General features: G+C 71.6%; 20 protein-coding genes. 7 read left to right on the top strand and 13 right to left on the bottom strand.

What is annotated here, in order from left to right; genetic code table 11:
• Nucleotides 1–55 precede the first annotated feature (55 nt).
• The 7 genes from ABZ463_RS26380 to ABZ463_RS26350 form a co-directional block, all read right to left on the bottom strand.
• On the bottom strand, nucleotides 56–1,435 hold the full coding sequence (locus ABZ463_RS26380; RefSeq protein ID WP_362779993.1) for a glutamine synthetase family protein: 1,380 nt from the start codon (nucleotides 1,433–1,435) through the stop codon (nucleotides 56–58).
• Between the two features lie 36 nt (nucleotides 1,436–1,471).
• The gene (locus ABZ463_RS26375; protein ID WP_362779990.1) at nucleotides 1,472–1,609 is read right to left on the bottom strand and encodes a hypothetical protein; all 138 of its coding nucleotides are present in this window, start codon (nucleotides 1,607–1,609) and stop codon (nucleotides 1,472–1,474) included.
• Between the two features lie 283 nt (nucleotides 1,610–1,892).
• Entirely contained in the window at nucleotides 1,893–2,996 is a 1,104-nt protein-coding gene (gene alc, locus ABZ463_RS26370) for an allantoicase (protein WP_352015682.1), read from the bottom strand.
• The gene (allB, locus tag ABZ463_RS26365; RefSeq protein WP_362779987.1) at nucleotides 2,993–4,333 is read right to left on the bottom strand and encodes an allantoinase AllB; all 1,341 of its coding nucleotides are present in this window, start codon (nucleotides 4,331–4,333) and stop codon (nucleotides 2,993–2,995) included. The genes alc and allB overlap by 4 nt, the downstream gene beginning before the upstream one ends.
• Nucleotides 4,333–5,067, bottom strand: coding sequence for an aspartate/glutamate racemase family protein (locus ABZ463_RS26360; protein ID WP_362779984.1), 735 nt, complete (start codon nucleotides 5,065–5,067; stop codon nucleotides 4,333–4,335). The genes allB and ABZ463_RS26360 overlap by 1 nt, the downstream gene beginning before the upstream one ends.
• The gene (locus ABZ463_RS26355; RefSeq protein WP_362779982.1) at nucleotides 5,055–6,326 is read right to left on the bottom strand and encodes an aldolase/citrate lyase family protein; all 1,272 of its coding nucleotides are present in this window, start codon (nucleotides 6,324–6,326) and stop codon (nucleotides 5,055–5,057) included. The genes ABZ463_RS26360 and ABZ463_RS26355 overlap by 13 nt, the downstream gene beginning before the upstream one ends.
• On the bottom strand, nucleotides 6,323–7,453 hold the full coding sequence (locus tag ABZ463_RS26350) for an amidohydrolase family protein (protein ID WP_362779980.1): 1,131 nt from the start codon (nucleotides 7,451–7,453) through the stop codon (nucleotides 6,323–6,325). The genes ABZ463_RS26355 and ABZ463_RS26350 overlap by 4 nt, the downstream gene beginning before the upstream one ends.
• Nucleotides 7,454–7,532: 79 nt before the next feature.
• On the opposite strand from ABZ463_RS26350, the gene ABZ463_RS26345 reads away from it, so the two are divergent.
• Nucleotides 7,533–8,201, top strand: a complete 669-nt coding sequence (locus ABZ463_RS26345) for an FCD domain-containing protein (RefSeq protein ID WP_352015687.1) — start codon at nucleotides 7,533–7,535, stop codon at nucleotides 8,199–8,201.
• A 6-nt stretch (nucleotides 8,202–8,207) separates the two neighbouring features.
• Here the strand turns inward: ABZ463_RS26345 and ABZ463_RS26340 are convergent, their stop codons facing one another.
• Together ABZ463_RS26340 and ABZ463_RS26335 are read right to left on the bottom strand one after the other, a co-directional pair.
• The gene (locus ABZ463_RS26340; RefSeq protein WP_362779978.1) at nucleotides 8,208–8,831 is read right to left on the bottom strand and encodes a response regulator transcription factor; all 624 of its coding nucleotides are present in this window, start codon (nucleotides 8,829–8,831) and stop codon (nucleotides 8,208–8,210) included.
• Nucleotides 8,828–10,000 carry a sensor histidine kinase gene (locus ABZ463_RS26335; protein ID WP_362779975.1) on the bottom strand — a complete coding sequence of 391 codons (1,173 nt, stop codon included), beginning with the start codon at nucleotides 9,998–10,000 and terminating at the stop codon, nucleotides 8,828–8,830. The genes ABZ463_RS26340 and ABZ463_RS26335 overlap by 4 nt, the downstream gene beginning before the upstream one ends.
• 201 nt (nucleotides 10,001–10,201) lie before the next feature.
• Here ABZ463_RS26335 and ABZ463_RS26330 point away from each other — a divergent pair, with 201 nt between their 5' ends.
• Entirely contained in the window at nucleotides 10,202–10,747 is a 546-nt protein-coding gene (locus ABZ463_RS26330) for a heme-binding protein (protein ID WP_362779973.1), read from the top strand.
• 132 nt (nucleotides 10,748–10,879) lie between these two features.
• Entirely contained in the window at nucleotides 10,880–11,566 is a 687-nt protein-coding gene (locus ABZ463_RS26325; RefSeq protein WP_362779971.1) for an ankyrin repeat domain-containing protein, read from the top strand.
• A 4-nt stretch (nucleotides 11,567–11,570) separates the two neighbouring features.
• On the opposite strand, the gene ABZ463_RS26320 is transcribed toward ABZ463_RS26325, so the two are convergent.
• The 3 genes from ABZ463_RS26320 to ABZ463_RS26310 form a co-directional block, all read right to left on the bottom strand.
• Nucleotides 11,571–12,017 carry a cytidine deaminase gene (locus ABZ463_RS26320; RefSeq protein ID WP_352015692.1) on the bottom strand — a complete coding sequence of 149 codons (447 nt, stop codon included), beginning with the start codon at nucleotides 12,015–12,017 and terminating at the stop codon, nucleotides 11,571–11,573.
• Between the two features lie 120 nt (nucleotides 12,018–12,137).
• Nucleotides 12,138–14,780: a S8 family serine peptidase gene (locus tag ABZ463_RS26315; protein ID WP_362779968.1), complete on the bottom strand. Its 2,643-nt coding sequence runs from the start codon at nucleotides 14,778–14,780 to the stop codon at nucleotides 12,138–12,140.
• Nucleotides 14,781–15,246: 466 nt separating this feature from the next.
• Nucleotides 15,247–15,858: a TetR family transcriptional regulator C-terminal domain-containing protein gene (locus tag ABZ463_RS26310; protein WP_352015694.1), complete on the bottom strand. Its 612-nt coding sequence runs from the start codon at nucleotides 15,856–15,858 to the stop codon at nucleotides 15,247–15,249.
• A 95-nt stretch (nucleotides 15,859–15,953) separates the two neighbouring features.
• Between ABZ463_RS26310 and ABZ463_RS26305 the strand changes: the two genes are divergently transcribed.
• Nucleotides 15,954–17,447 (top strand): carboxylesterase family protein, encoded by a 1,494-nt coding sequence (locus tag ABZ463_RS26305; protein WP_362779965.1) that lies wholly within the window; start codon nucleotides 15,954–15,956, stop codon nucleotides 17,445–17,447.
• Nucleotides 17,448–17,546: 99 nt separating this feature from the next.
• The gene (locus ABZ463_RS26300; RefSeq protein WP_362779962.1) at nucleotides 17,547–18,377 is read left to right on the top strand and encodes an ion transporter; all 831 of its coding nucleotides are present in this window, start codon (nucleotides 17,547–17,549) and stop codon (nucleotides 18,375–18,377) included.
• A gap of 36 nt (nucleotides 18,378–18,413) precedes the next feature.
• Here the strand turns inward: ABZ463_RS26300 and ABZ463_RS26295 are convergent, their stop codons facing one another.
• The gene (locus ABZ463_RS26295; protein WP_362779959.1) at nucleotides 18,414–21,239 is read right to left on the bottom strand and encodes a BTAD domain-containing putative transcriptional regulator; all 2,826 of its coding nucleotides are present in this window, start codon (nucleotides 21,237–21,239) and stop codon (nucleotides 18,414–18,416) included.
• Nucleotides 21,240–21,603: 364 nt separating this feature from the next.
• Between ABZ463_RS26295 and ABZ463_RS26290 the strand changes: the two genes are divergently transcribed.
• Nucleotides 21,604–21,747, top strand: a complete 144-nt coding sequence (locus ABZ463_RS26290; RefSeq protein WP_352015698.1) for a hypothetical protein — start codon at nucleotides 21,604–21,606, stop codon at nucleotides 21,745–21,747.
• A gap of 144 nt (nucleotides 21,748–21,891) precedes the next feature.
• Nucleotides 21,892–22,164 (top strand): hypothetical protein, encoded by a 273-nt coding sequence (locus ABZ463_RS26285; RefSeq protein ID WP_362779955.1) that lies wholly within the window; start codon nucleotides 21,892–21,894, stop codon nucleotides 22,162–22,164.
• Nucleotides 22,165–22,214 lie beyond the last annotated feature (50 nt).

Genomic DNA, 22,214 nt, shown 5'->3' with positions numbered 1-22,214 from the left:
GCGGCGTCCTCACCGAGAATCCCGGCCTCGAACCCCGCCGCCGGGGATCACGACGTCAGTAGCGCCACAGGTGGGCGGTGATGACTTCTTCGAGGGGTTTGCCCTCGGCCCAGGCCTGGTCGGCCGCGCGGACGGCGGCGAAGGCGCCCAGGAGTTCCTCGCCCAGGGCGTCGCGGACGCGGTCGTTGCCGAGCAGGGCCGCACGCTGTTCGTCGGGGGTGGCGGGAAGACGGTGGATGTTCGCCGCTTCGCGGCGCTCCGCTGACCACGTGTCCGGGTTCTCCTGGACGGGCTCCGGCGGGGTGAGACCGTCGGCGATCCCGGCCAGGCCGGAGGCGATGACGACGGCGAGGGCGAGATGGGGGTTGGCGGAGGCGTCGGAGGGCTTGAGCTCGACGTTGGCGTGGGAGGCGCCGAGCAGTTCGGTGGCGGGGACGAACCGCAGGGCGGCCTCCCGGTTCTCCACCCCCCAGAAGGTGTAGGCGCTGGAGAAGTAGCCGGGCCTGAGCCGGTGCAGGGAGGGGACGCTGGGCGCCGTGACGGCGGTGATGGCCGGCAGGTCGCGTAGGAGACCGGCCAGGTAGGCGGCTCCCTCGGCGGTCAGGCCGTACGGGCCGTCGCCCCCGGAGAGCAGGTTGACCCCGTCGCGGGACAGCGAGGTGTGCAGGTGCCAGCCGTTGCCGACCCCGGCGCCGGTGATCAGGGGGGCGAAGCTCGCCCGCAGCCCGTGCGCCCTCGCGGCGGCGTGGATGGTCTGCCGGGCGAGCAACTGCTGGTCCGCGGCGGTGACGGGGTCGGTCGCCGCGATGCTGAGCTCGAACTGGGCCGGGCCGTACTCGGCGTGGAACTGGTTGACCCGCACGCCGTTGTCCCGCAGGTCACCCAGGAGCTGGGCGGCGAAGCCGTCGACGTCGAGCAGGACACGGGGGCCGTAGGCCGGGCCGGGGAGGGCGAGCTGGGTGCCCCCGCCGGGGCCCGGCTCGGTGTGGCTGAGGTGGAACTCCATCTCGTAGCCCGCGCGGAACTCCAGGCCGAGTTCTGCCGCCCGGCCGACCTGACGCTCCAGCGCGTCCCGCTGGTCGTACGGCCAGGCGGAGCCGTCGGCGGCGACCTGCCTGCCGGGGACCCACGCGAACGAGGGCTGTCCGGCCAGCTGGACGATCCGGTCGGAGACGGGGATCAGCCGGATGTCGCCGGACGGCGTGGCGAGCCCCGGGTGGCCGAAGGTGATGCCGTCGTGGGAGTCGAAAACCGCGAACAGCGTGGTGACGCCGACCCCGCGTTCCGCCACGGACGCCAGCTGGTCGACCGGGACCGTACGGGAGCGGGTGATGCCGTTGTTGTCCGCCCAGGCGATGGTGATGCCGACGACGCCCTCCTTCGCCAACGCCTCCGCCTTCGCCTGGAGATCGACGGTCGTCACGTTCTGTGCCATGGATCGCTCCTTGGGAGTTCGGTGGTTGTCAGGCGGTCACGGCGAGACGCGGTCCGGGGCGTGGAGGGTACGGCCGGGCGCGACGGGGATGGCCGGAACCGGTGTGCCGGGCGGGAACGGGCGGGCGTTCTTCGCGTCGAGGGGCACGCTGGCGAAGATACCGTCTGGGGTCACGGCGACGAGGGCGAAGATCCGGATACACGCCGGGAGAGCACCGGGAGCCGGGGCCGTCCCACTCCGGCAGGCGAGGCCGGTCTCCGGAGGCCACGGTTCAGGCGATCACGGCGACTGCGGCGACCGCGGCCGGTCACGGCGATCACGGTGGCCGCGGCCGGTCACCGGTGCCGTGGGGCCGGATGGCGCCTCGGTGGCCGGTCCGACCCAGGCCACCGACCGGCCCGTGGTGACGAGTTTCCCGCGCCCGCCTCGGCCACCACCGGGCGAAGAAGGCGCGCTCCTACCGGGACTCTCCCATGAGCGCGGCGAGCACCGCCGGAGGCAGTTCGCCGGGCTGACGGGGCACACCGGCCTCCCCGAGGACCTGGACGGCGTGTTCCTCGGGGAGCAGGGTGAGCCAGTCGAGGACGGCGGCCCGGTGGGCGTCGGCGGTCAGTTCGCCGTGCACCCTGAGCCTGGCCAGGCCGCCGTCGGGGAAGACGTCGAGACGGACGTGCGTCACGGGGGCGGTGGAGACCGGGCGGAAGAAGTGACGCGTGTCCGGCTGCAGCCTGGTCCTGGGGATCAGGTCGAACCACTCGGTGTCCTCGCCGGGACGATCGGCGTCGGTCCCCCTCAGCGTGGCCCAGCCCGCCGCGTTGCCGACGAAGTACGACGTGTCGATCTCCACCCGGCGGACCCGCCCCCGGGCCGCGAGCCTGATCGACACGTGGTCGTTGCCGCCGTCGCGACGGCGGGCGTTCTCCCAGCCGTCGCCCATGGTCGCGGCCCTGCCGGGCAGCAGCAGTTGCACCGGCGAGGAGTAGAAGGTGTTCGAGCAGTCGATCACCGATCCGCCGTTCTCCAGCGCGGCCAGGTCGATCGTGCCGTCCAGGAGGCGGGGGTCCGGCACGGGCTCGCCGTACACCCGGAACCGGGCCACCCCGCCGTCGGGGTAGATGCTCAGCCGGACGTGGGTCCAGCGTCGTGGGTCCGTCACCTCGAAGGCGTTCTCGGCGTCGCCCTCGATCGCGCTCCTGCCGACGATCGTCTCCCAGGTCGCCTGTTCGAGCTCGGCCGGTGACGGCGCTCCTTCGACGCTGGTCGCCTCGACCGAGGCGTAGGGCGGGTAGTTGCCCCTGAACCAGGCGGTGTCGATCACCACGCCGCGCACCACGCCGGGGACGCCGAGCCGGATGATCGCGTGGTCGTTCCCCGGTTCGCGGCGGCGCCGGGTCTCCCAGCCGTCGTACACCTTGCCCTTGTGGCCGAAGTCCTCCGTCGAGAACACCGAGGGACCGGGCTTGATCAGGTTCTCGCGTTCGGCGAACAACTCGTCGTTGGCGTACACGACGCTGCCGGCCAACGCGCGTGAGGCCAGGTCGGGAAGGTGGGTGAAGGTCATGCCTCTCCTCGGTTGAGCAGCCGGCCCCGCGGCGGGCCGTCGATGTCGATCCGTACGCCGCGCAGCCAGGTGCCGCGGACCACGCCGGTGAGCTCGCGGCCGTGGTAGGGCGTGACGGGGTTGCGGTGGTGCAGCCGGTCCCTGTCGACCGTGAACACCTGGTCGGGGGCGAACACGCAGAGGTCGGCCTGGTGGCCCGGTGCGATCCGGCCCTTGCGGGACAGACCGGCCACCCTCGCGGGGCCCTCGGCCATCCAGCGCGCCACGTCGGTCAGGGTGTGGCCGCGACGCCTGGCCTCGGTCCACACGGCGGGCAGGCCGAGCTGCAGCGACGCGATGCCGCCCCAGGCCGTGCCGAAGTCCCCGGTGTCGAACCGCTTGAGCTCCGGTGTGCACGGCGAGTGGTCGGAGACCACGCAGTCGACGGTGCCGTCGGCGAGACCCCGCCAGAGCGATTCGCGGTTGGGCTCCTCGCGGATCGGCGGGCAGCACTTGAACTGGGTGGCCCCCTCGGCGATCTCCTCCGCGGTGAACGTCAGATAGTGCGGGCAGGTCTCCACGGTGATCCGGACGCCGTCGTCCCGGGCCGAGCGGATCATCGGCAGCGCGTCCGAGCTGGACAGGTGCAGGATGTGCACCCGGCAGCCGGTCGTGCGGGCCACTTCGATGACGCGTGCGACCGCGAGGTTCTCCGCGCCACGGGGCCGGGAGCGCAGGAAGTCCCGGTAGCTCGCGCCGTGCGCCGCCGGGGCGTGATCGATCACGTGCGGGTCCTCGGCGTGCACGATCATCAGCGCGTCGAACGTCCGGATCTCCCGGAGCGCGTCCGTCAGCTCGTCCGGCTCAAGGTGGGGGAACTCCTCCACACCGGAGTGCAGCAGGAAACACTTGAACCCGAACACCCCGGCGTCGTGGAGTCCGCGCAGCTCACGCAGGTTGCCCGGTACGGCACCGCCCCAGAGGCCGACGTCGACGAGCACCCGCCCCTCGGCGGCCTCCCGCTTCACCCGCAACGCGGCCGTGTCGACGGTCGGCGGGAGGCTGTTCAGCGGCATGTCGACGATCGTCGTGACGCCACCGGCCGCGGCGGCCCGGGTGGCGGTCGCGAACCCCTCCCACTCGCTCCGGCCGGGGTCGTTCACGTGCACGTGGCTGTCCACGAGGCCGGGCAATAGCACCTCGTCGTCGCCGAGTTCGACGACCTCGGCGGCGTCGAGATCCGTGTCCGGCGGTTCGACCGCGACGATCGTCCCGTTCCGCACGCCGACGCCGCACGCCCTCTCCCCGGCGGGGGTGACGACGCGACGGGCACGGAACAGCAGGTCAAGCCTGGCCATCAGGAGGCACCCCCGGTGTGGACCGGCCATCCGGTCACGGTCTTGGGGCGCGGTTTCGCGTAGGTTCGCACCTTGCTCGTGGTGAGGCCGAGCCGGACGAGCCCTTCGGCGAGGGCGACCGCGGCGGCGACGCCGTCCACGACCGGCACCCCGGTGGCGGCGGCGATCTCCCGGTCGAGACCGGCCATCCCTCCGCATCCGAGGCAGATCACCTCGGCCCGGTCGTCCTCGACGGCCCTGCGGGCTTGGGCGACGATCGCGCCGACGGCCCGGCCGGGGTCCTCGTCGAGTTCGAGGACCGAAAGCCCGCCGGCCCGGACCGACGCGCACCGGCCGGTCAGCCCGGCGAGCCGCAGCCTGTCCTCGATCTGCGGCACGGCGCGGTCGAGGGTGGTGACGACCGAGTAGGTGCGCCCGATCAGCATCGCGACCTGCGCGGCGGCCTCGGTGATGTCCACCACGGGGACGTCGAGCAGTTCCTGGAGCCCCTCGCGGCCGTGCTCGCCGTACCCGGCCTGGATCACCGCGTCGTACGGCTCGGCGTACCGGACGACCCGGTCCATCACCGCGACCGCGGCCAGGTAGCTCTCGAAGTTCCCCTCGACCGACTCGGGCCCGAACGACGGGGTGAGGCCGACGATCTCGACGCCCGGCGACGCGTACGCCGCCGCCTGGGCACGGATCGTCTCGGTCATCGACCGGGTGGTGTTCACGTTCACGATCAGGATGCGCATGACGGCCCACCTCGTACGGCCCGCAGTTCGGCGGGGGTGACGCCGGTGAGGTCGCGCAGTTCGGCCTCGCCGACGGCGCCGCAGTCGAGGCCCCGGGCGAGGAACCCGGCCATCGCCCTGGCGGTCGCGGGCTCGTCGAGGAAGCCGGACTCCCGGCGTTCGAGATAGCCGCGCAGCCGGGCCGCCGCGCCCGGCAACCCCTCCCTGAAGAAGGCGTAGACGGCGGCGTACCGGCTGGGCAGCTGGGCCGGATGCAGGTCCCAGCCCTGGTGGACGCCGTCCTCAAGGGCACGCCGTACCAGGCGCGCGTGCAGCCTCCAGGCGGCGCGGACCGTGTCGCCGTCGCCGACCGGGAGCACGTTGGTCGAGCCGTCGCAGACGCGTACGCCGGTGCCCGCGGCGGCGACCCGCATGACGGCCTTGGCGTGGTCGGCGACCGGGTGCTCCACGCTCTGGTGGGCGGCCGAGACCCCGAGTGCCGCCGAGTAGTCGTAGGTGCCGTAGTGCAGGCCCGTGCAGCGCCCGGCCGAGGCGTGGATCATCGGCGCCAGCGGCGAGACGCCGTCCACGCCCATGATCGCCTGTGGTGTCTCCACCTGGATCTCGAACCGCAGGCTCCCGTGCGGCAGCCCGTGGGCGGCCTCCAGCCGTTCGGCGGCCAGCGTCATCGCCTCCACCTGTTCGACGGAGGTCACCTTGGGGAGCGTGACGACGAAGCCGCCGGGCGGTGGGCCGAGGGCCTCCAGGAAGATCGCCAGGGTGCGCAGGCCGCGCCGCCGGGTCGGCGCCTCGAAGCTCTTGAACCGGATTCCGCAGAAGGGCGTGCCGTCACCGGAGGCGAGGGCCTTGGCGGCGGCCCGGGCGGCCGCGTCCTCCTCGGCGTCCGGGCGGTCGCCGTAGCCGTCCTCGAAGTCGATCCTCAGGTCCTCGACCGGTTCGCGCTCCAGCTTGGCCAGGACCAGGTCGTACACCTCCGCCGCCGTCCCCGGCGGCAGGCCGAGCGCGTCGGCGAACTCCTCGGCGGTCCGGCCGTGCGCGGCCAGCGCCGCCCGGGCCTGCTCGCCCCACGTCCGTACGGTGTCCGGGGTGTAGCGGTCGGCAGGGACGTAGACGGTGTGCACCGGGTGTCTGCCGGTCGGCTCGCCGGGGTAGGCCGTGCGCAGCCGTTCGTCCGCCGCCGCCAGCCGGACATCCAGCTCGGCGGAAAGCTCGGCGGAAAGTTCGGCGGCGAGGCCGGTGGCGAGGTCGGGGCCGTTCACGATCCGGCCTGGATGACCCGGCCGTCACGGACCACGACCTGGGGGATCGGCCGGTCCACCACGGCCTGGGCCATGGACTCGGCGCGGACCAGGACGAAGGTGGCGGGGTCGCCGGGCTGGAACCTGACCGGTTCGAGGCCGAGCAGGGCGGCGCCCCCGTGCGCCGCGACCTCGTAGCACGCGGCCAGTTCCTCGTCGGTACGGGCGTCGGTGCGGTAGGCGAGCAGGTGCGCGCGGTTGATCATGTCGCCGTCGCCGAACGGCGTCCACGGGTCCCGCACCCCGTCGGATCCGAGGCCGACCGGCACCCCGGCCTCGCGCAGCGGCCCGACGGGCGGGATCGGGGACGCGCCGAGCGCGCAGGTGGTCAACGAGACTCCTGCTTCGAACAGTGTCTCGGCGAGGTCCTCGCGGCCCCCCAGGCAGAAGGCGTGGCTGATCGTGGTCGGCACCCCGCTGGACCTCGCCCTGCGGGCGATCTCGACCACCTGCGCGACACCCTCCTCGCCGCGGTCGTGCAGGTGGATGTCGACGGGTACGGCGTGCCGCTCGGCCATGCCGTACAGCAGGTCGAGGTGGCCGTGCAGGTCGCCGTCGACGCCCACGGGGTCGAGCCCGCCGACGATGTCGGCGCCCTCCCGCAGTGACCGCTCCATCAGCTCCGCCGTCCCCGGCGCCGTGAGCAGGCCGAGCTGGGGGAAGGCGACGATCTGCACGTCCAGCAGGTCCCCGCGCGCCTGGGCGGCCTCCCGCACGCCGTGCACGTTGCTCAGCCCGTACACCGGGGCGACGTCCACGTGCGCCCGCCACGCCCGGGTGCCACGGGCGATCGCGCCGTCCATGAGCGCCCCGGCCCGCTCGGCGACCGGCGCGGTCATCCCGGCCCGTGCCGCGACGTCGCCCTCGATCAGGTCACGCAGCGTCCCGGCCGGGGTACGGCTCAGCCAGGGCTGCCCCCAGGTGGTCTTGTCGGGGTGGATGTGCGCGTCGACCGGGGCGGGCAGGGCGAGCAGTCCGCCGCAGTCCACCACCTCGCAGTCCTCGGTTCTGCGTTCGAGGGGGACGACGCGACCGTCCTCGACCAGGACGTCGTGGGGGCGGACATGGGTGAACAGAATCTGAGCCATACCGGCTGATCCCCTTAACCTGAGGGCGACAGTGTCCTAGAATTATCAGACATCAGATGATTAGAGAAGCAGAGGAAGAATGCGCCACGTGGGCCGGACCTCCCTCGTCGACTCCGCCATCCACGAGCTCCGCCAGGAGATCGCGAACGGCGTCTGGCCGGTCGGCACCAAGATCCCCACAGAGGGGCGGCTGGCCGAGACCCTGGGCGTGAGCAGGCTCTCGGTGCGCGAGGCCGTCCGCGTCCTCGTCCACGCCGGTCTGCTCGCCACCCGTCAGGGCGACGGAACCTACGTCACCGCGACCGACGAGAACGAGGTCGCCCTCAGGCGCCGCCTGGACCGCGCGGCCACCATGGACATCATCGACGTACGGCGCGGCCTGGACCTCGTGGCGGCCAGGCTCGCCGCCGAACGACGCGAACCGGCCGACCTCGACGCGCTGCGGGAGACGTTGGAACGGCGCACCGCCGCCCACGAGGCCGCCGACCTCGACGCGTTCGCCGACGCCGACGTGGACTTCCACCTGGCCGTCGCCGCGGCCTCGCACAACCCCGTGCTGCTGGACCTGTACCGGGGCATGAGCGAGGCGGTGCGCGAAACGGTCCGTCGCGACCAGTGCATGGAACACGCCGTGCTCGACGCCGACTCCACCCACCGGGACCTGTACCGGGCGATCGAGGCGGGCGACGCGGCGGGCGCGGTCACGATCGCGCTCGCCATCCTCAACGAGCAGGAGAACGATCTCTGAAGCGCCTCAGGGGAGCCTGATCAGGCGCCGCTCGACGGCGGCGGTCACCGCGGCCGTACGCGTGTCCACGCCGAGCTTGCCGTAGATGTGCACCAGGTGGGTCTTGACCGTCGCCTCGGTGATGAAGAGCCTCCTGGCGATCTCCCGGTTGCCCGCGCCGCTCGCCAGCAGCTCCAGGATCTCCACCTCCCGGGCGCTCAACGCCGGGCCGGGATCGCGCATCCGCCTCATCATCCGGGCCGCGACCTTGGCGGACAGCACCGTCTCGCCCTTGGCCGCGGCCCTGATGCCCTGGAACAGCTCCTCCGGCGGGCACGCCTTGAGCAGGTAACCGGTGGCCCCGGCGTCGACGGCCCGCATGATGTCCGCGTCGGTCTCGTACGTCGTCAGCACCAGGACCTGCGGCGGAGTGGGCAGCTCCCGGATCCGCCGGGTGGCCTCGACCCCGTCGACGCCGTCGCCGAGCTGCAGGTCCATGAGCACGACGTCCGGGGAGCTTGAGGCGACACCCCGCAGTGCCTCGTCCCCACCGGCGGCCTCGCCGACGACCTCCATGTCGGGCTCACCGCCGAGCAGCGCCACCAGCCCCGCCCGGACCACCGGATGGTCGTCGACCAGAAACAGCCTCATCGCTCCTCCTCCCCGTCTCGTGCCCGCGCGCCGGTCGGGACCGTGGCCGCGATCCCCGTTCCCTCGCCGGGGACGCTCTCGACGACCAGGACGCCGTTCACCTCCGCCATCCTGTCGCGCATCGCCCGCAACCCGTATCCCCGGCCCGGCGCGGGGGCCGGGGCGTCGAACCCGGCGCCGTCGTCGAAGACGTCCAGCGTGACCTCACCGTCGAGGTAGGACAGGGTCACCATGGCCGTGCCCGCGCGGGAGTGGTCGCGGACGTTGGCCAACGCCCCCTGCGCCACCCGCAGCAACGCCGCCTGCACCTCGGGCTCCAGCGGGTACTGCTCGCCCTCCTGGCGGAAGCGCACGTCAGGCCCGGTGCTGTTCCCGGCGTCCGCGCAGAGCCTGGCCAGGGCCTCGGGCAGCGAGGCCTCGACCAGGCCCGGGGGCTGGAGGTCGCGGACGAAGCGCCGGGCCTCGTCGAGGTTCTCCGCGGCCGCTGCCGCCGCCCGCCGTACGTGGGCGCGGGCCAGTTCGGGGTCGGAGGCCCACATGCGGTCGGCGGCCTGCAGAAGGATGCCCATGCTGGTGAGCCCCTGGGCGAGGGTGTCGTGGATCTCCCTGGCCAGCCGCTCGCGCTCCTCCAGGACGCCGGTACGGTGCCGGGAGTCGGCCAGCGTTCCCCGGGTGCTGATCAGGTCGTCGATGAGGAGCTGCCGGGCGGCGCTCTCCCGCTGGAGTTCCCAGAAGATCACCGCGGTCATGGCGGCGATGCCGATCGGCGCGAGGATCAGGCTGAGATCGAACTCCCGCGCGATCTTGAGCTGGGCCGCGATCACGACCAGCGTGAGGGCGGCCGCGGCCACCGCGAAACCACGCGCGTTCAGCGACCGCAGGCACAGGAAGAGCAGGGGGACCGCGCACCAGCTGAACGACGGCGCGAGCACCACGAGCACGAGCCAGACCGCCGCCACTCCCGCCAGCCAGACGACGCGCCCGCGTCCGAGTCGGTTCCAGAGGACGACGCCCGCCGTGTAGGTCAGGGCCAGGAGACCGCCGACGACCAGCGAGGCGACGGTCCGCGTCCCCATGTCGTGCCGGGACACCAGCCGCAGGGCGGAGGCGGCGAGCAGCAGGTAGAACCCCGCGTGCATGGCCCAGTTGAGCCAGATACGTTCCCTCATCACCCTCCTTGTCTGGTCTTTCTCGACGTTATCCCCTGGCGAGGATCAGCCCGAGCGGTACGGCCACGCGTCAACCGATCGGTTGACTTCTCCCTCGACCCTTCGGCGTCCGGGAACCGCCCATGTTTGCGATGGCCGGGAACGCCGTCTCCGGAAGCCTTGGGTGTGCAAGGTTCCACCGACCCGCACCTGGAGAAACCAATGACAGTCCGTTCCGCGCGTCCCCGCCTGGTCGTCGGCTCCCTCGCGGGGCTCGCCATCATGGCGGGCACTCTCGGTTTCGCCGTCGCCTCCCCCGCGCAGGCCGCCCCCGCCAAGAACGGGCAGGCCGTCGTGCAGACCGACGTGCTCTCCGCCGACGCCGCCCTGACGATCGCCGACGCCGCGATGAAGGAGGCCGCCAGGCGGAAGCAGCGTGTCACGGTGGTGATCGTCGACCGGTCCGGTGCGACCCGCCTGGTGCTGAAGGGCGACGGCGCGGGCCCGCAGACCGAGGAGTCGGCGCGGCGCAAGGCCTTCACCGCGGTCTCCTTCGGTAGGACGACAAGTGAGCTTGGCAAGGGCGTGACCGGCGGCGGCCCGAACATCGCCGACATTCCGGGCACTCTCTTCCTCGGCGGCGGTGTTCCCGTGGCCTCCGGCGGCGCGCCCGTCGCGGGCATCGGTGTCGGCGGCGCGCCGAGCGGCGACATCGACGAGGCCATCGCCCAGGAGGGCCTCAAGGCCGTCGCCGGTCGGCTCCGCTGACCGACCTGTCCCGCCGCCGGGCCGGACGTCGTCGTCGGCCGGGCGTCGAGGCAGGGGACCAGGAGGTCAGGGATTCGGGAGACCGGAGGTCGAGAGACCGGGTATCGGAAGCAGGGGAGAAGGACGATGTGGATGAGGCGCCGGGCGATCCTGCTCTCCGGACTCGGCCTGCTGGCCGCTGCCTGCGGCGGCCGTACGGTGAGTCGCACGGTGAAAGGGGAGAAGGTGCTCAACGAGGAACTGCTGACGCGCGCCGCGCGAGGCGACGTCGCGGGTGTCCGGGACGCGCTCACCTCCGGGGCCGACGTCGGGGCCCGCGACGGGCTCCGCCGTACGGCACTGCTGCTCGCCGTGGCGGGCGACCACGTGGAGGTCGCCGAACTGCTGATCGCGGCCGGCGCGGACCCGAACGCGCTGGACTCCAGGCACGACACCCCCTGGCTGGTCACGGGCGTGACCGGAAGCGTCGCGATGCTCAGGGCCCTTCTGCCCGGCAGGCCCGACCTGACCATACGCAACCGCTACGGGGGCGTCTCCCTGATCCCCGCCTGTGAGCGCGGGCACGTGGACTACGTCCGGGAGGTGCTGAAGACCGGCATCAAGGTCGATCACGTCAACGACCTCGGCTGGACCGGCCTGCTTGAGGCGATCATCCTCGGCGACGGCGGCCGGCCCTACCAGGAGATCGTCCGCCTGCTCATCGCGGCGGGCGCCGACGTCGACCTCGGTGACCGCGAGGGCGTCACCCCACTCGCCCACGCGGTCTCCAGGAGGCAGACCGCGGTGGCCGGCCTGCTCCGCGCCGCCGGAGCGCACTGACGGCTCAGGAGGAGTGGGCCTCAAGGGTGGGCCAGGTGCCGTCCTCGGTGAACTGCTGCGCCCAGTAGTACGGGTTCACCTCGCGAAGGGTGCGGACGCCCCATCCCGCCGGGCTGGAGTCGTCGGGCACACCGACCTGCACGTCGGGCCCCCACAGGGCCAGGCGCTCCTGGCAGACGCCACAGGGAGGAAGAAAGAGGACGCGGTCCCGCGCGGACTCCCGGAAGACGCACACGGAGGCGGTGATCCTCTTGTTGAGCGTGTAGGCCTGGCAGAAGGCCCCGGTCTCATGACACAGGGAAACCCCGCCGTTGAAGTTGTCCAGGCCGACGCTGGTGATGATCTGCCCGTCCTCCAGGTAGACGGCCGCGGCGCCCCCCGGTTCGTCGGCGGGCCAGCGCCGTTCCATCTGCGCGACGGCCGCGTCCACAAGGGCTTGATCAAGTCGCATCCGGTGTCTCCCGTTGTAGAACAGGCCTCCACGATACGAGGCGCGGGCCACGGGGATCGTCCCGTGGCCCGCGCGTTCACCGGTCTTCAGGTCTGGCCGAAGGCCGGCCCAGTCAGTAGGTCAGGGCGTCAGGATGTCGTCGATGGCGGCGTGCAGGTTGGGCTGCGGGCCGATGTGGCGGGGGTCGCTCGCGGGCTGTCCCGTTCCGGTGAGCTTGAGGGTGTCGCGGGCCTGGACGGGGGTGAGCACGCCGCCGTTGGCCTTGGCCACGCCCTGCAGGGAGGCGACGGTTCCGGCGATGATGGCGCTGGCGCTTGAGGTACCGCTGAACCTGCCGGAGTAGATCTTGTTGGGGTTGGTCTCCGAGGGAGTCAGGTCGTTCGCCAAGGGGACGCCCAGCGTCGCGACGCAGGCGCCGTAGGCCTGGAGGTCGACGCGGGAGCCGTACGTGGAGAAGGACATCGCGGTCCGCTCGGCGGGCGGGGTCGAGCCGAGGCAGTTGGTGCCGCCGGGGCTGGGGGGCGCTCCGGCGCCGACGATGATGGCGCCCGAGTCGGGGCGGCCCATGATGACGGCGGAGTAGGGGTCCAGGGGATCGTCGAGGTTGCTGCTCGCGTTGCCCCCCGCCTCGACCACGGTCACTCCGGCGGCGACGGCCAGGACGATCTGGTCGTAGACGCTGCTGTCGTACTCCCAGGGGTAGTGCTTGTACGCCTCGGGTTCGGCCCCGAACTCGAAGAGCATGACGTCGCCCGGCTGGGAGTGGGCGGTGGTGTAGGCGACGGGGTCGGGGATCGCGTTGCCGGTCAGGTGCAGGGTGGCGTGCGGCGCGATGCCCGCCATGCCGACGCCGTTGTCGTCCTGGGCGCCGATGATCCCGGCGACGGCGGTGCCGTGGTAGATCGTGCCGGCGTCGGTGGAGCACGGGTCACCGAACGCGGACGGCAGCTGGACGATCTGACCCGCCGCGACGCGTCCCGCGAGGTCCTCGTGGCAGAGGTTCCAGCGGTTGGCCACTCCGCTCAGCTGGGTCGGGGTGATGTGGGTGGTGGTGGTGCCGTCGCCCAGCTGGCCGGTGCCGTTGACGCCCCAGGTGAAGAACGACGAGCCGGCCTTGCCGATGTTGTGGGTACGGCCCGCCGCGACCCATTCCAGGGAGGGGGAGATCGCGGTGGGGGAGGGACGGTCGACGGTGGTGCCGTCGCCGAGCTGTCCCTGGGCGTTGTCGCCCCAGGCGTAGGTGGTCGAGGTGAGCGAGGAGGTGGTGGCGAGGCTGTGCAGGGCTCCGGCCGAGACGTCGCTGACGTTGGTCAGGCCGGGGACGGCGACCGGGGTCTTGCGGTCCACGGTGGTGCCGTCGCCGAGCTGTCCCTGGTCGTTGTCACCCCAGGACTTGACGGTGCCGTCGTTGAGGACGGCCAGGGTGTGGTAGCCCCGGCTGCTGATCAGCCTGACGTCGGTCAGGCCGGTGACGGCGGCCGGGGTGGTGCGGTTGGTCGTGGTGCCGTCGCCCAGCTGGCCGGTGCCGTTGCCGCCCCAGGCCTTGACGGTGCCGTCGTTGATGAGCGCCACGGAGTGGCCGTAGCCCGCCGCGATTCCACCGGTCGAGGTGATGACGCCGGTGAGGCCGGGGACGGTGATGGCGACGGGGGAGTCGGAGCCGGCGTAGCCGAGTTGTCCCTGGCTGTTGTCGCCCCAGGCGCGTACGGTGCCGTCGGTCAGGACGGCCAGGGCGTGGTTGGGGCCGACGCTGATGCTCGCGGCGTTGTAGATCCCGGCGACCTGCACCGGGACGGAGCTGTCGGTCAGGGTGCCGTTACCGAGCTGTCCCTGGCTGTTGTCACCCCACGCCCACACGGTACCGTCGTTCTTCCTCGCCACGGAGAAGTCGTTGCCCGCGGCGACGGACATGAAGTTGTCCAGGCCGGGGACCTGCACCGGGATCTTCCTGGCCGCGGTGTCCCCGGTGCCGAGCTGTCCCTGGCTGTTGTCACCCCAGGCCCAGACATGGCCGAGGGAGTCCAGCATCAGCGAGTGGTCGTCTCCGGCGGAGATCGTCTGTCCGCCGTAGGCGGGGATGATCGTGGACTGGACCTCGATGTCGGTGACGGTGATGCCGTCGCCCTTGCCACCCGTCTGGGTGTGGGCGTACTCGGCGTCCACCCCGCCGCCCGACACCGAGGTGGCCGAGTTGAGGTACCTCTGATGGGGGCGCAGCGGTTCCGAGAAGGAGCGGACGTTCGGCTTGGCCTGGGCGATCTCCACCGAGGGCAGGGCGTTGAGGTCCTTCAGCAGGCCCTCGACGCCGCTCTTGGGGGCGGTGACGACGAACCAGGAGTTGAGGTCGGGCAGTTGCCTGCCGGTCTTCTTCTCCAGCTGGAGGCGCTGCTCGGTGGTCTTCGTCTCGGAGGTCGAGGACAGGGGCCTGATGGAGGCGTCCTTGTACCTGGCCAGCACCTTCTGGATGTCCGCGGTGTCTCCGGAGTCCTTGGCGACCAGGCCCTGCCCGCGCAGCCGTACGGCGAGGCCGGGCTTGAACTTCACCGAGAGCTGGGTCGTGGAGAAGCCCTTGGGCAGGGGGGCGTGGGTGCCCGGGGCGGTGCCCTTGTCCTTGCTGTGGTCGTAGGCCGGGGCGGGCTCGGCCGAGGCGGGATTCGCGGCGACCACGCCGGACAGCGCGCCGACGGCCACGGAGAGCAGGGCCGCGGTGAGCCACCGTGACCGTGGTCCTCCGTGACCCCGGGTGGCGGAGTGAGTTGGCACCGAATTCTCCTCTTCTCGTCGTCCTCTGGGGTGCGCGGGTGCCGCCCGGCGTTCGTGACTTTGGGCGTGCGGGCACGCCGAATGGCGCGTTTCCCGCGCGATGGGTTTGTTGTGGGACCAAGGGAGCCGACGGGTCAGCATAGGCCGATCACATGTGTGAAAATCAACTGTGAATTTGATTTGCACGATTGGCTTCCGGGTGGATGCGCAGCGTCATTGTGCTGGCCGTTGTCGCAGGAAATTGGCTGTGCACCGGCTTGACAACGCCGATTTCGCGTCGTAGGGAATCCATTGGGCCGATGGAGATCGGCGCGTTTCTGCGAAGAGGTTGGAATTCGAGATTTCCCGATGCGTTCCGTCCTGTGGAAATGATTCTGACGGCTTTTCCCGTCACGCGGAACGCTTCCTCGGACGTGGGTTGACGACCGGTCCGCCGATCCGGCGCGGAATCCGCTTCGGGTGCGGGTCACGCCCTCCGGTCGTTCCCGTCGAACAACCTGTCCAGGTGCAGGTCGATCGCGGCGAGCGCGTCCCGGGGTTCGATCACGTTCAGTTCGATCAGGGGGGTGAGGCCGGTGAGGGCGAGGAGCAGGTTGGTCTCGGTCGCCGGGTCGCGGCCGGGGGCGATGTGCCCGTCGGCGATCGCATGGCGGACCAACCGTTCGACAAGGGCCCGTCCCCGGGTGAGGCCGTGACGCGCCTGCTCGTGGACGGCCTCGTCGTGCAGCGCCTCCAGGACGTAGGCGGTGCTCATCCGGCTGGTCGCGCGGGCGTCGGCGTGCAGGGGGAGCATCTCCATGAGCGTCAGTCGCAGCACGTCACGGGGGTGCGGGTGGTCGCCGAGCTTTTCGAGGCCCTGGGCGACGCGTAGCGAGGTCCGCTCGGACGCGAAGTCCATGGCGAAGGAGAGCATGGCGGTCCGGGAGGCGAAGTAGTGCTGCAGCTGCCCGAGGGAGATGCCCGCCTCCTGCGCCACCACACGCAGCGTCAGGTGTGTGACGCCGCGCTGCTCCACGACCCGCCACAACGCGCGGGCGATCGCCTCGCGGCGTTCACGGTGATCCACCTGTTTCGGCATCGCCGGTCCCTCCCACGTGCCCCGGAGTCTTTCCAATACAGTTGACATAATACAGCTGACCTATAAACCTGGCCCCACTCAGGGAAGGAGACGCCATGTCTGGACAGCCGAGGGCGCGGACCACGGAGGGCCCGGTGCGGGGACTCTGGCGGCAGGGGCACGCGGTGTTCCGCGGCATCCCCTACGCCCGGCCTCCGGTGGGGGAGCTCCGCTTCGCCGCGCCGGCCCCGCCGGACCGCTGGGAGGGGACGAGGCAGGCGACGGAGTTCGGCCCCGTGGTTCCGCTGTCCCTGCCGGTCGACGTGGGCCCGCAGCGGGGCACGGACTGGCTGACGCTCAACGTCGGCACTCCGGACCCGGGCGCGGCGGGACTGCCGGTGCTGGTGTGGCTGCCCGTGGGCGGCTACGTCACGGCGATGTCGAGCGACCCGATGTACGACCCGGCGGCGCTGGCCGAGGCGGGACTCGTCGTGGTGACCGTCAACTGCCGCGTGGGCGCGGAGGGGTTCGCGTTCCTCGACGACGCGCCGCCCAACCGCGGATTCCTCGACCAGATCGCGGCACTGGAATGGGTGCGGCGGAACATCGCCGCCTTCGGAGGCGACCCCGACCAGGTCACCGTGGCCGGACAGTCCGCCGGGGCGGGGTCGGTCGCCGCCCTCCTGACGATGAAACCGGCGCGCGGCCTGTTCCGGCGGGCCATCGCCCACTCGGTGCCGGGACTGCACAGCACCCCCGCGCTGGCACGGCGGATCACCGCCGCGCTCGCGGACCGGTTCGGGGCGGCGGCCCCCACCGCCGCGGCCCTGCGCGACGTCGACCCCTGGCGCCTGGCCGCGGAGCTCACCTCCTTCAACGCCGGTCTCCACGCGCACCGGGAGAACTGGGGGCGGATCACGGGGACCGGCACCTCCCTGTGCCCCGTCGTCGACGGTGAGGTCCTTCCCGAGACGCCCTGGCCCGCGCTGACCGGTGCGCGCGCGAGCGGGACCGAACTGCTCGTCGGCCACACCCGGGACGAGTTCCGGCTGTTCAGCGTCATGGGCGGACGGCGGGGCACCTTCACCGAGCAGGACGCCCGCACGGCACTGGAACTGCTCGCCCCCCAGCCGCACGGCGCGCAGGCGTACCGCGCCGCGTTCGCGCAGGCCGGCCCTGAGGAACTGGTGGAGGCGGTGTACTCCGACGCGCTCTTCCGCATGCCGTCGCAGAAGCTCGCCGAGGCGAACGCCGCGACGGGCGGCACCTCGTACCTGTTCGAGCTGCGCTGGAGCGCTCCGGCCCTCGGCGGTGCCCTGGGCGCCTGTCACAGCCTCGACGTCCCCCTGGCGTTCGGCACCCTGGACAGCCCCGTCGGCACACAGCTCATCGGCGACGAGCCCACCCCCGAGGCCGTCGCTCTCTCCCGCGAGCTGAAGGAGGCGTGGATCCGCTTCGTCACCACCGGTGACGCGGGGTGGGCCGCCCACCGGCCCGACCGGCGGCTCACCCGCGTCCTGGACGCCCCGTCGGAGACCCTGCCCTACCCGGAGCAGGCCTCCCGCCGGATCTGGGAGGACCACGTCCCGGCCCCCTTCGACCTCCCGTAGACGCCGCAGCTGCCCGATCATCGGTCGAATTCTCCTGTGATGAGCCGCATAGGGGGATCTGTCCGAAAATCGTGGACGGCGGTTTGCGATGATCGTCGGGTGAACCCCCATCCTTCAGGAATCGACCAGGTGCCGGTACGGGAACGGACGCGCCGTTTTCTTGAGAGTTCCCTCCTGCAGCGGGCCGTGGTCGCGGTCATCGTGATCAACGCGATCACGATCGGCTGCGAGACGTCCTCCTACCTCGTCGATCACGTCGGCGGACTGCTCCACGTCGTCGACAGGATCGCCCTGGCGGTCTTCGCCGTCGAACTGGCCGCCCGGCTGTACGCCTACCGTGGGGCCTTCTTCCGCGACCCGTGGAACTGGTTCGACACGATCATCGTGGGCGTCGCGCTGGTTCCCGCCTCGGGCCCGACCTCGATCCTGCGCACCCTGCGGATCCTGCGCGCGTTACGCCTGGTGTCGGCCGTACCCAGCATGCGCAACGTCGTCAACGCCCTGCTGTCCGCCATCCCCGGCATGCTGTCGATCGTCGGCCTGCTCGTTCTGGTCATGTACGTCTCGGCGGTCCTGGCGACACAGCTGTTCGGAGGGATCGCCCCGGAGTACTTCGGCGAGCTGCCCACCTCGCTGTTCACCCTGTTCCAGGTCATGACCGGTGAGGCGTGGCCGGACATCGCCGAGAGGGTCATGGGGCGGGAACCGTGGGCGTGGGTGTTCTTCGTCGGCTACATCCTCATGACGACCTTCGTGGTGCTGAACCTGTTGATCGCCGTCGTGGTCAACGCGATGGACGACCAGAACACCTCGACGGAGGAACAGCGGACCGAGGACCGGCTGGCAGCCATCGCCGAGGACCTGGCCCGGCTGCACGCCAAAATCGACACGATGCACTCCTCCAGGAACGACCACCACACGGCACTCTGACCGCTCCCGGGTCCGGGCCGGACGGCCGATCCTCGTTCAGACTCCCCTGCTGATGGCCGCCGGCGCCTGTGGAACGGGCTGGGCGAGGATGGCCTCCACCTCCTTGGCGGTGAGGTCACCGCACTCGCGGAGAATGTCCAGGGCGGCGCGCCACTGCGCACGCGCGAGGTCGGACTCACCGAGGTCGTGCAGGGCCTGTGCCAGTCCCCACAGTTGCTCGGCCTCACCGGAACGGTTGCCGGTCTCGCGGATGACCCTCAGGCTGTCCTGGTAGCGGTCGAGGGACTCGCGGATCCGGCCGGCCAGCCGTACGGACCGGGCGAGGTTGCCCAGGATGAGGCCGAGACGGTACCGGTCGCCCAGGGTCCGGAATATCCCGGCGGCCTCCTCGTGCGCCACGATCGCCTGGTCGTGGTCACCGATGCGCTGGTGGACGAGACCCAGATTGGACAGGGCCCGAGCCTGCCCGTTGGAGTCCCCGACCTCCTGGAACAGCAGGATGCTGCGTTCGTGGCAGCGCACCGCCTCCGGCAGGTCGCCGCGCAGGCGTGCGACGAGGCCCAGGTTGTTCAGGGCGCGGGCCATCTGATGCCGGTCACCGATCTCCTCCCACTGCCGGAGGGCGAGATCGAACTCGGCGAGGCTCTCGTCCAACCGGCCGGTGTTGCCGTACGCCATGCCCAGCAGGTTGTGGGCCCGTGCCTCAAGGACCCGCCGGTCGCCGTCGCGGGCGGTCCTGACCGCGATGGAACTCAGCCGGATCAGCTCCGTCCAGCGGTCGCGGACCACCAGCGCCGGATAGGCCTCCAGGGCGAGCAGGGCGATGTCGGCGGTCAGGTCGTCGGAACCGGCCAGTTCATCCATGATCATCGGCAGATGGGGGGCCACGAAGTCGATCCAGGCACTCGCCTCGGAGCGGTCGTCGAACGCGAAACCGGAGGGATGGGCCGGCGGCGGTCCGGTCGTGAGCGCGGAGGCCTCCTCCGGGTCCAGCAGGAGGGCGGCCTGTTGGGTGAGGGCCAGGTAGTGATCCAGCACCCGGCGCCGGGTGGCGCTCCACCCGGCGGTGTCGGCCCGCACGCGGGCCTGCTCGCGGGCGTAGAGCCGGACCACGTCGTGCATCCGGTAACGGCCGGGAACGGGCGAGTCGATGAGGCGGGCGTCGACGAGCTGTTCCAGGACGGCTTCTGCGGCGGCCCAGGGCAGGTCGGCGAGCGAGGCCGCCAGCGGCAGGTCGAGCTCGGTCACGCCGACCATCGCGAGAGACGCGAAGACCCGCGCGCCCTCCTCACTCGTCTCCCGCAGACTCACCGCGAGGCTCGCCCGCGCGCTCAGCTCACCGGCCTGCAGTTCGTTCAGGCGCCGGTGCTCCTCGGCCAGCCGGTCGGCGATCACCCGGATCGACCAGCTCGGACGGGCCGCCAGTCTGGCGGCCACGATGCGCAGCAGGAGCGGAAGGCGTTCGCAGAACCCGACGACGTCGCCGGCGGCCGTCGGGTCCGCGACCACCCGGCCCGCACCCGCCAGCCGTTCCAGCAACGTCACCGCCTCCTCCTGGGCCAGCGGCTCCAGGTGCACGAACTCGGCTCCGTCCAGGGTGGACAGCACGCTCCTGCTGGTCACGACCGTCACACATCCGCGTTCCGCGGGCAGTAGCGGACGGACCTGCTCGGCGGAGAAGGCGTCGTCGAGCACCAGCAGCAGGCGCCGCCCCGCCAGCACCGAGCGCCACAGCGCGCTCGCCGCCCCTGTTTCGCCGGGCACATCCGTGCCCGCCACACCGAGCTGGGGGAGCCACTGGACGAGGACGTCGTACGGCGTCAGCGGCGCTCCCGCGGCAGACGCGCCCTGCAGGTTGACGTAGAGCTGCCCGTCGGGGAACCCGTGCGCCATCCGATGGCTCGCATGAAGCGCCAGCGCGGACTTCCCGACTCCGGCGACTCCGTCGACGGCCACCACGTGGGCGTGCCGGGGCTCGTCAGGATCCAGCATTCCGCAGAGGACCTTCACCTCCAGGTCCCGGCCGGTGAACATCGGCGGCGGTGCCGGAAGTTGCCGCGGCACCGGAGTGGGCGCGGGGTGGGCGCCGGTCGTGGGGGAGTCGGCGGGAGACGGTACGGCGATGGCCGGATCAGCGGTGAGGATCTGCTGATGGAGATGCCGCAGCTCCGGGCCCGGGTCGATACCGAGATCGTCCGCCAACCGGCTCCGGAGGTCCCGGTAGTGGTTCAGGGCGTCGGCGGGACGGCCGCAGCGGTACAGGGCCAGCATGAGCTGACCGGCCAGGCGCTCGTCCAACGGATGTTCCCTGGTGCGGGCGGCCAGCTCGAAGGGCATTTCCGCGTGCCGTCCGAGCCGCAGCAGGACATCGCCCAGATCCAGCTCGGCGGCGAACCGTTCCCTTCCCAGGGACTCGCGTACGGAGTTGAACCACGGGGTGTCCAGGGAGGGGAAGAGCTCTCCCCGCCACAGGCCGAGCGCCTGCTCCAGCAGGGAGGCTGCGGTGCCGTCGTCATCGGCCGTGCGGGCCCGGGCGGTCAGGTCGCGGAAACGGTGCAGGTCCACGGTGGAGGCGTCGACCGCGAGGACGTAGCCACCGGAGGCCCGCGAAAGACGCGCCTCACCGGCGACCGGAGCCAGTGCCTGACGCAGGCGGGACACGTAGCTGTACAGGGTTCCCTCAGCCCGTTGGGGAGAACGCTCGCCCCACACCCGGTCCACCAGCTGCTCGACCGATGTCACCCGGTTCGCATCGATCAGCAGCGCCGCCAGCACGGATCGCTGCCGGGCGTGGCCCAGCTCGATCGGCCGACCGTCGGCTCGCGCCTCGACGCCACCGAACAAGCCGAACTCCACGGCCATTCCGTTCACCTTTCCAGCGGGAATTCCGGCCCGGGACGGCCGGTCGGACCAGCCGGTTCAAGGTTGGCCCAAGGTTCGTCCACAGGCAATGGCGCACAGTGGTTCTCGTTCCACCAAAAAAGCGGAAGAGCGGATGCGGGAAACACGCCGGCCGCCGGAGGCGGGTGGTTCACCGGAAACCTGGAAAGACCGGAACAGCTTGATTTCGGCCGACCGTGGAGACGCCTTCTCCCAAGGCGTTCCCGTGGCGGTTCCACCGGCCGGGCTGACGGGACGATCCCAGACCGGTGGGCCGTTCGGCCGACGGGCATCCCACCGCAGGAACGGAACGGAGCCATGTCCACCCCCAAGGAGATGACCTGGAATGCTCGTCAGTCGCCTGCTCCTGATCTCAGAGATCACGCTGACCGACATGGTCGTCGGTACGGCCTTTTCCGCCTTGGCCGCGCCGGACGATCCGGCGGCCGAGCGGCCCGCGGTGACCGTCGACGCGGGCGAGGCTTCGTAGGCCGTCGTCGGTGTCGACGACCGCATCGACCGGACCGTTTTCGCGCGTGCCGAAAATCGGCTTTCGGATAAGGACCGCACCACTCTCACCAACAGGTGTCCCCGGTGAGCCGCCCGAATCAGCAGGCTGATCGGTTCGGAGACCGTGGAACGGCACCGCCGCCTCTCCTACGGCATCGGCGACACGAAGGCCGGTGACCGGGAAAAGGGCGGATACGGCTTCGGCTCCGAAGCCGACGACAGGACCACCTGGTACGGCTCGGTGTTCGCGTTCCCTGTGGTCACCCGTACGGCAAGCACATGGATCACCACCGGCGCAGGGGCCGACGGGCTCGGGAAACGCCTCCCAAGCCCGTCCCGACCCTCCGCCGGGTCGGCCGTGATCGTCGGGCACCCGGTTCGGGATCCGACGACGTGAGGGCGGTCTCGCCGGCAACAGGGGCGTCGGCGAGACCGCCCGAGGCCTGC

The sequence above is a fragment of the Streptosporangium sp. NPDC020145 genome, from assembly GCF_040631275.1.
Lineage (GTDB): Bacteria > Actinomycetota > Actinomycetes > Streptosporangiales > Streptosporangiaceae > Streptosporangium.
This window is presented reverse-complemented; position numbering and strand designations above follow the sequence as displayed.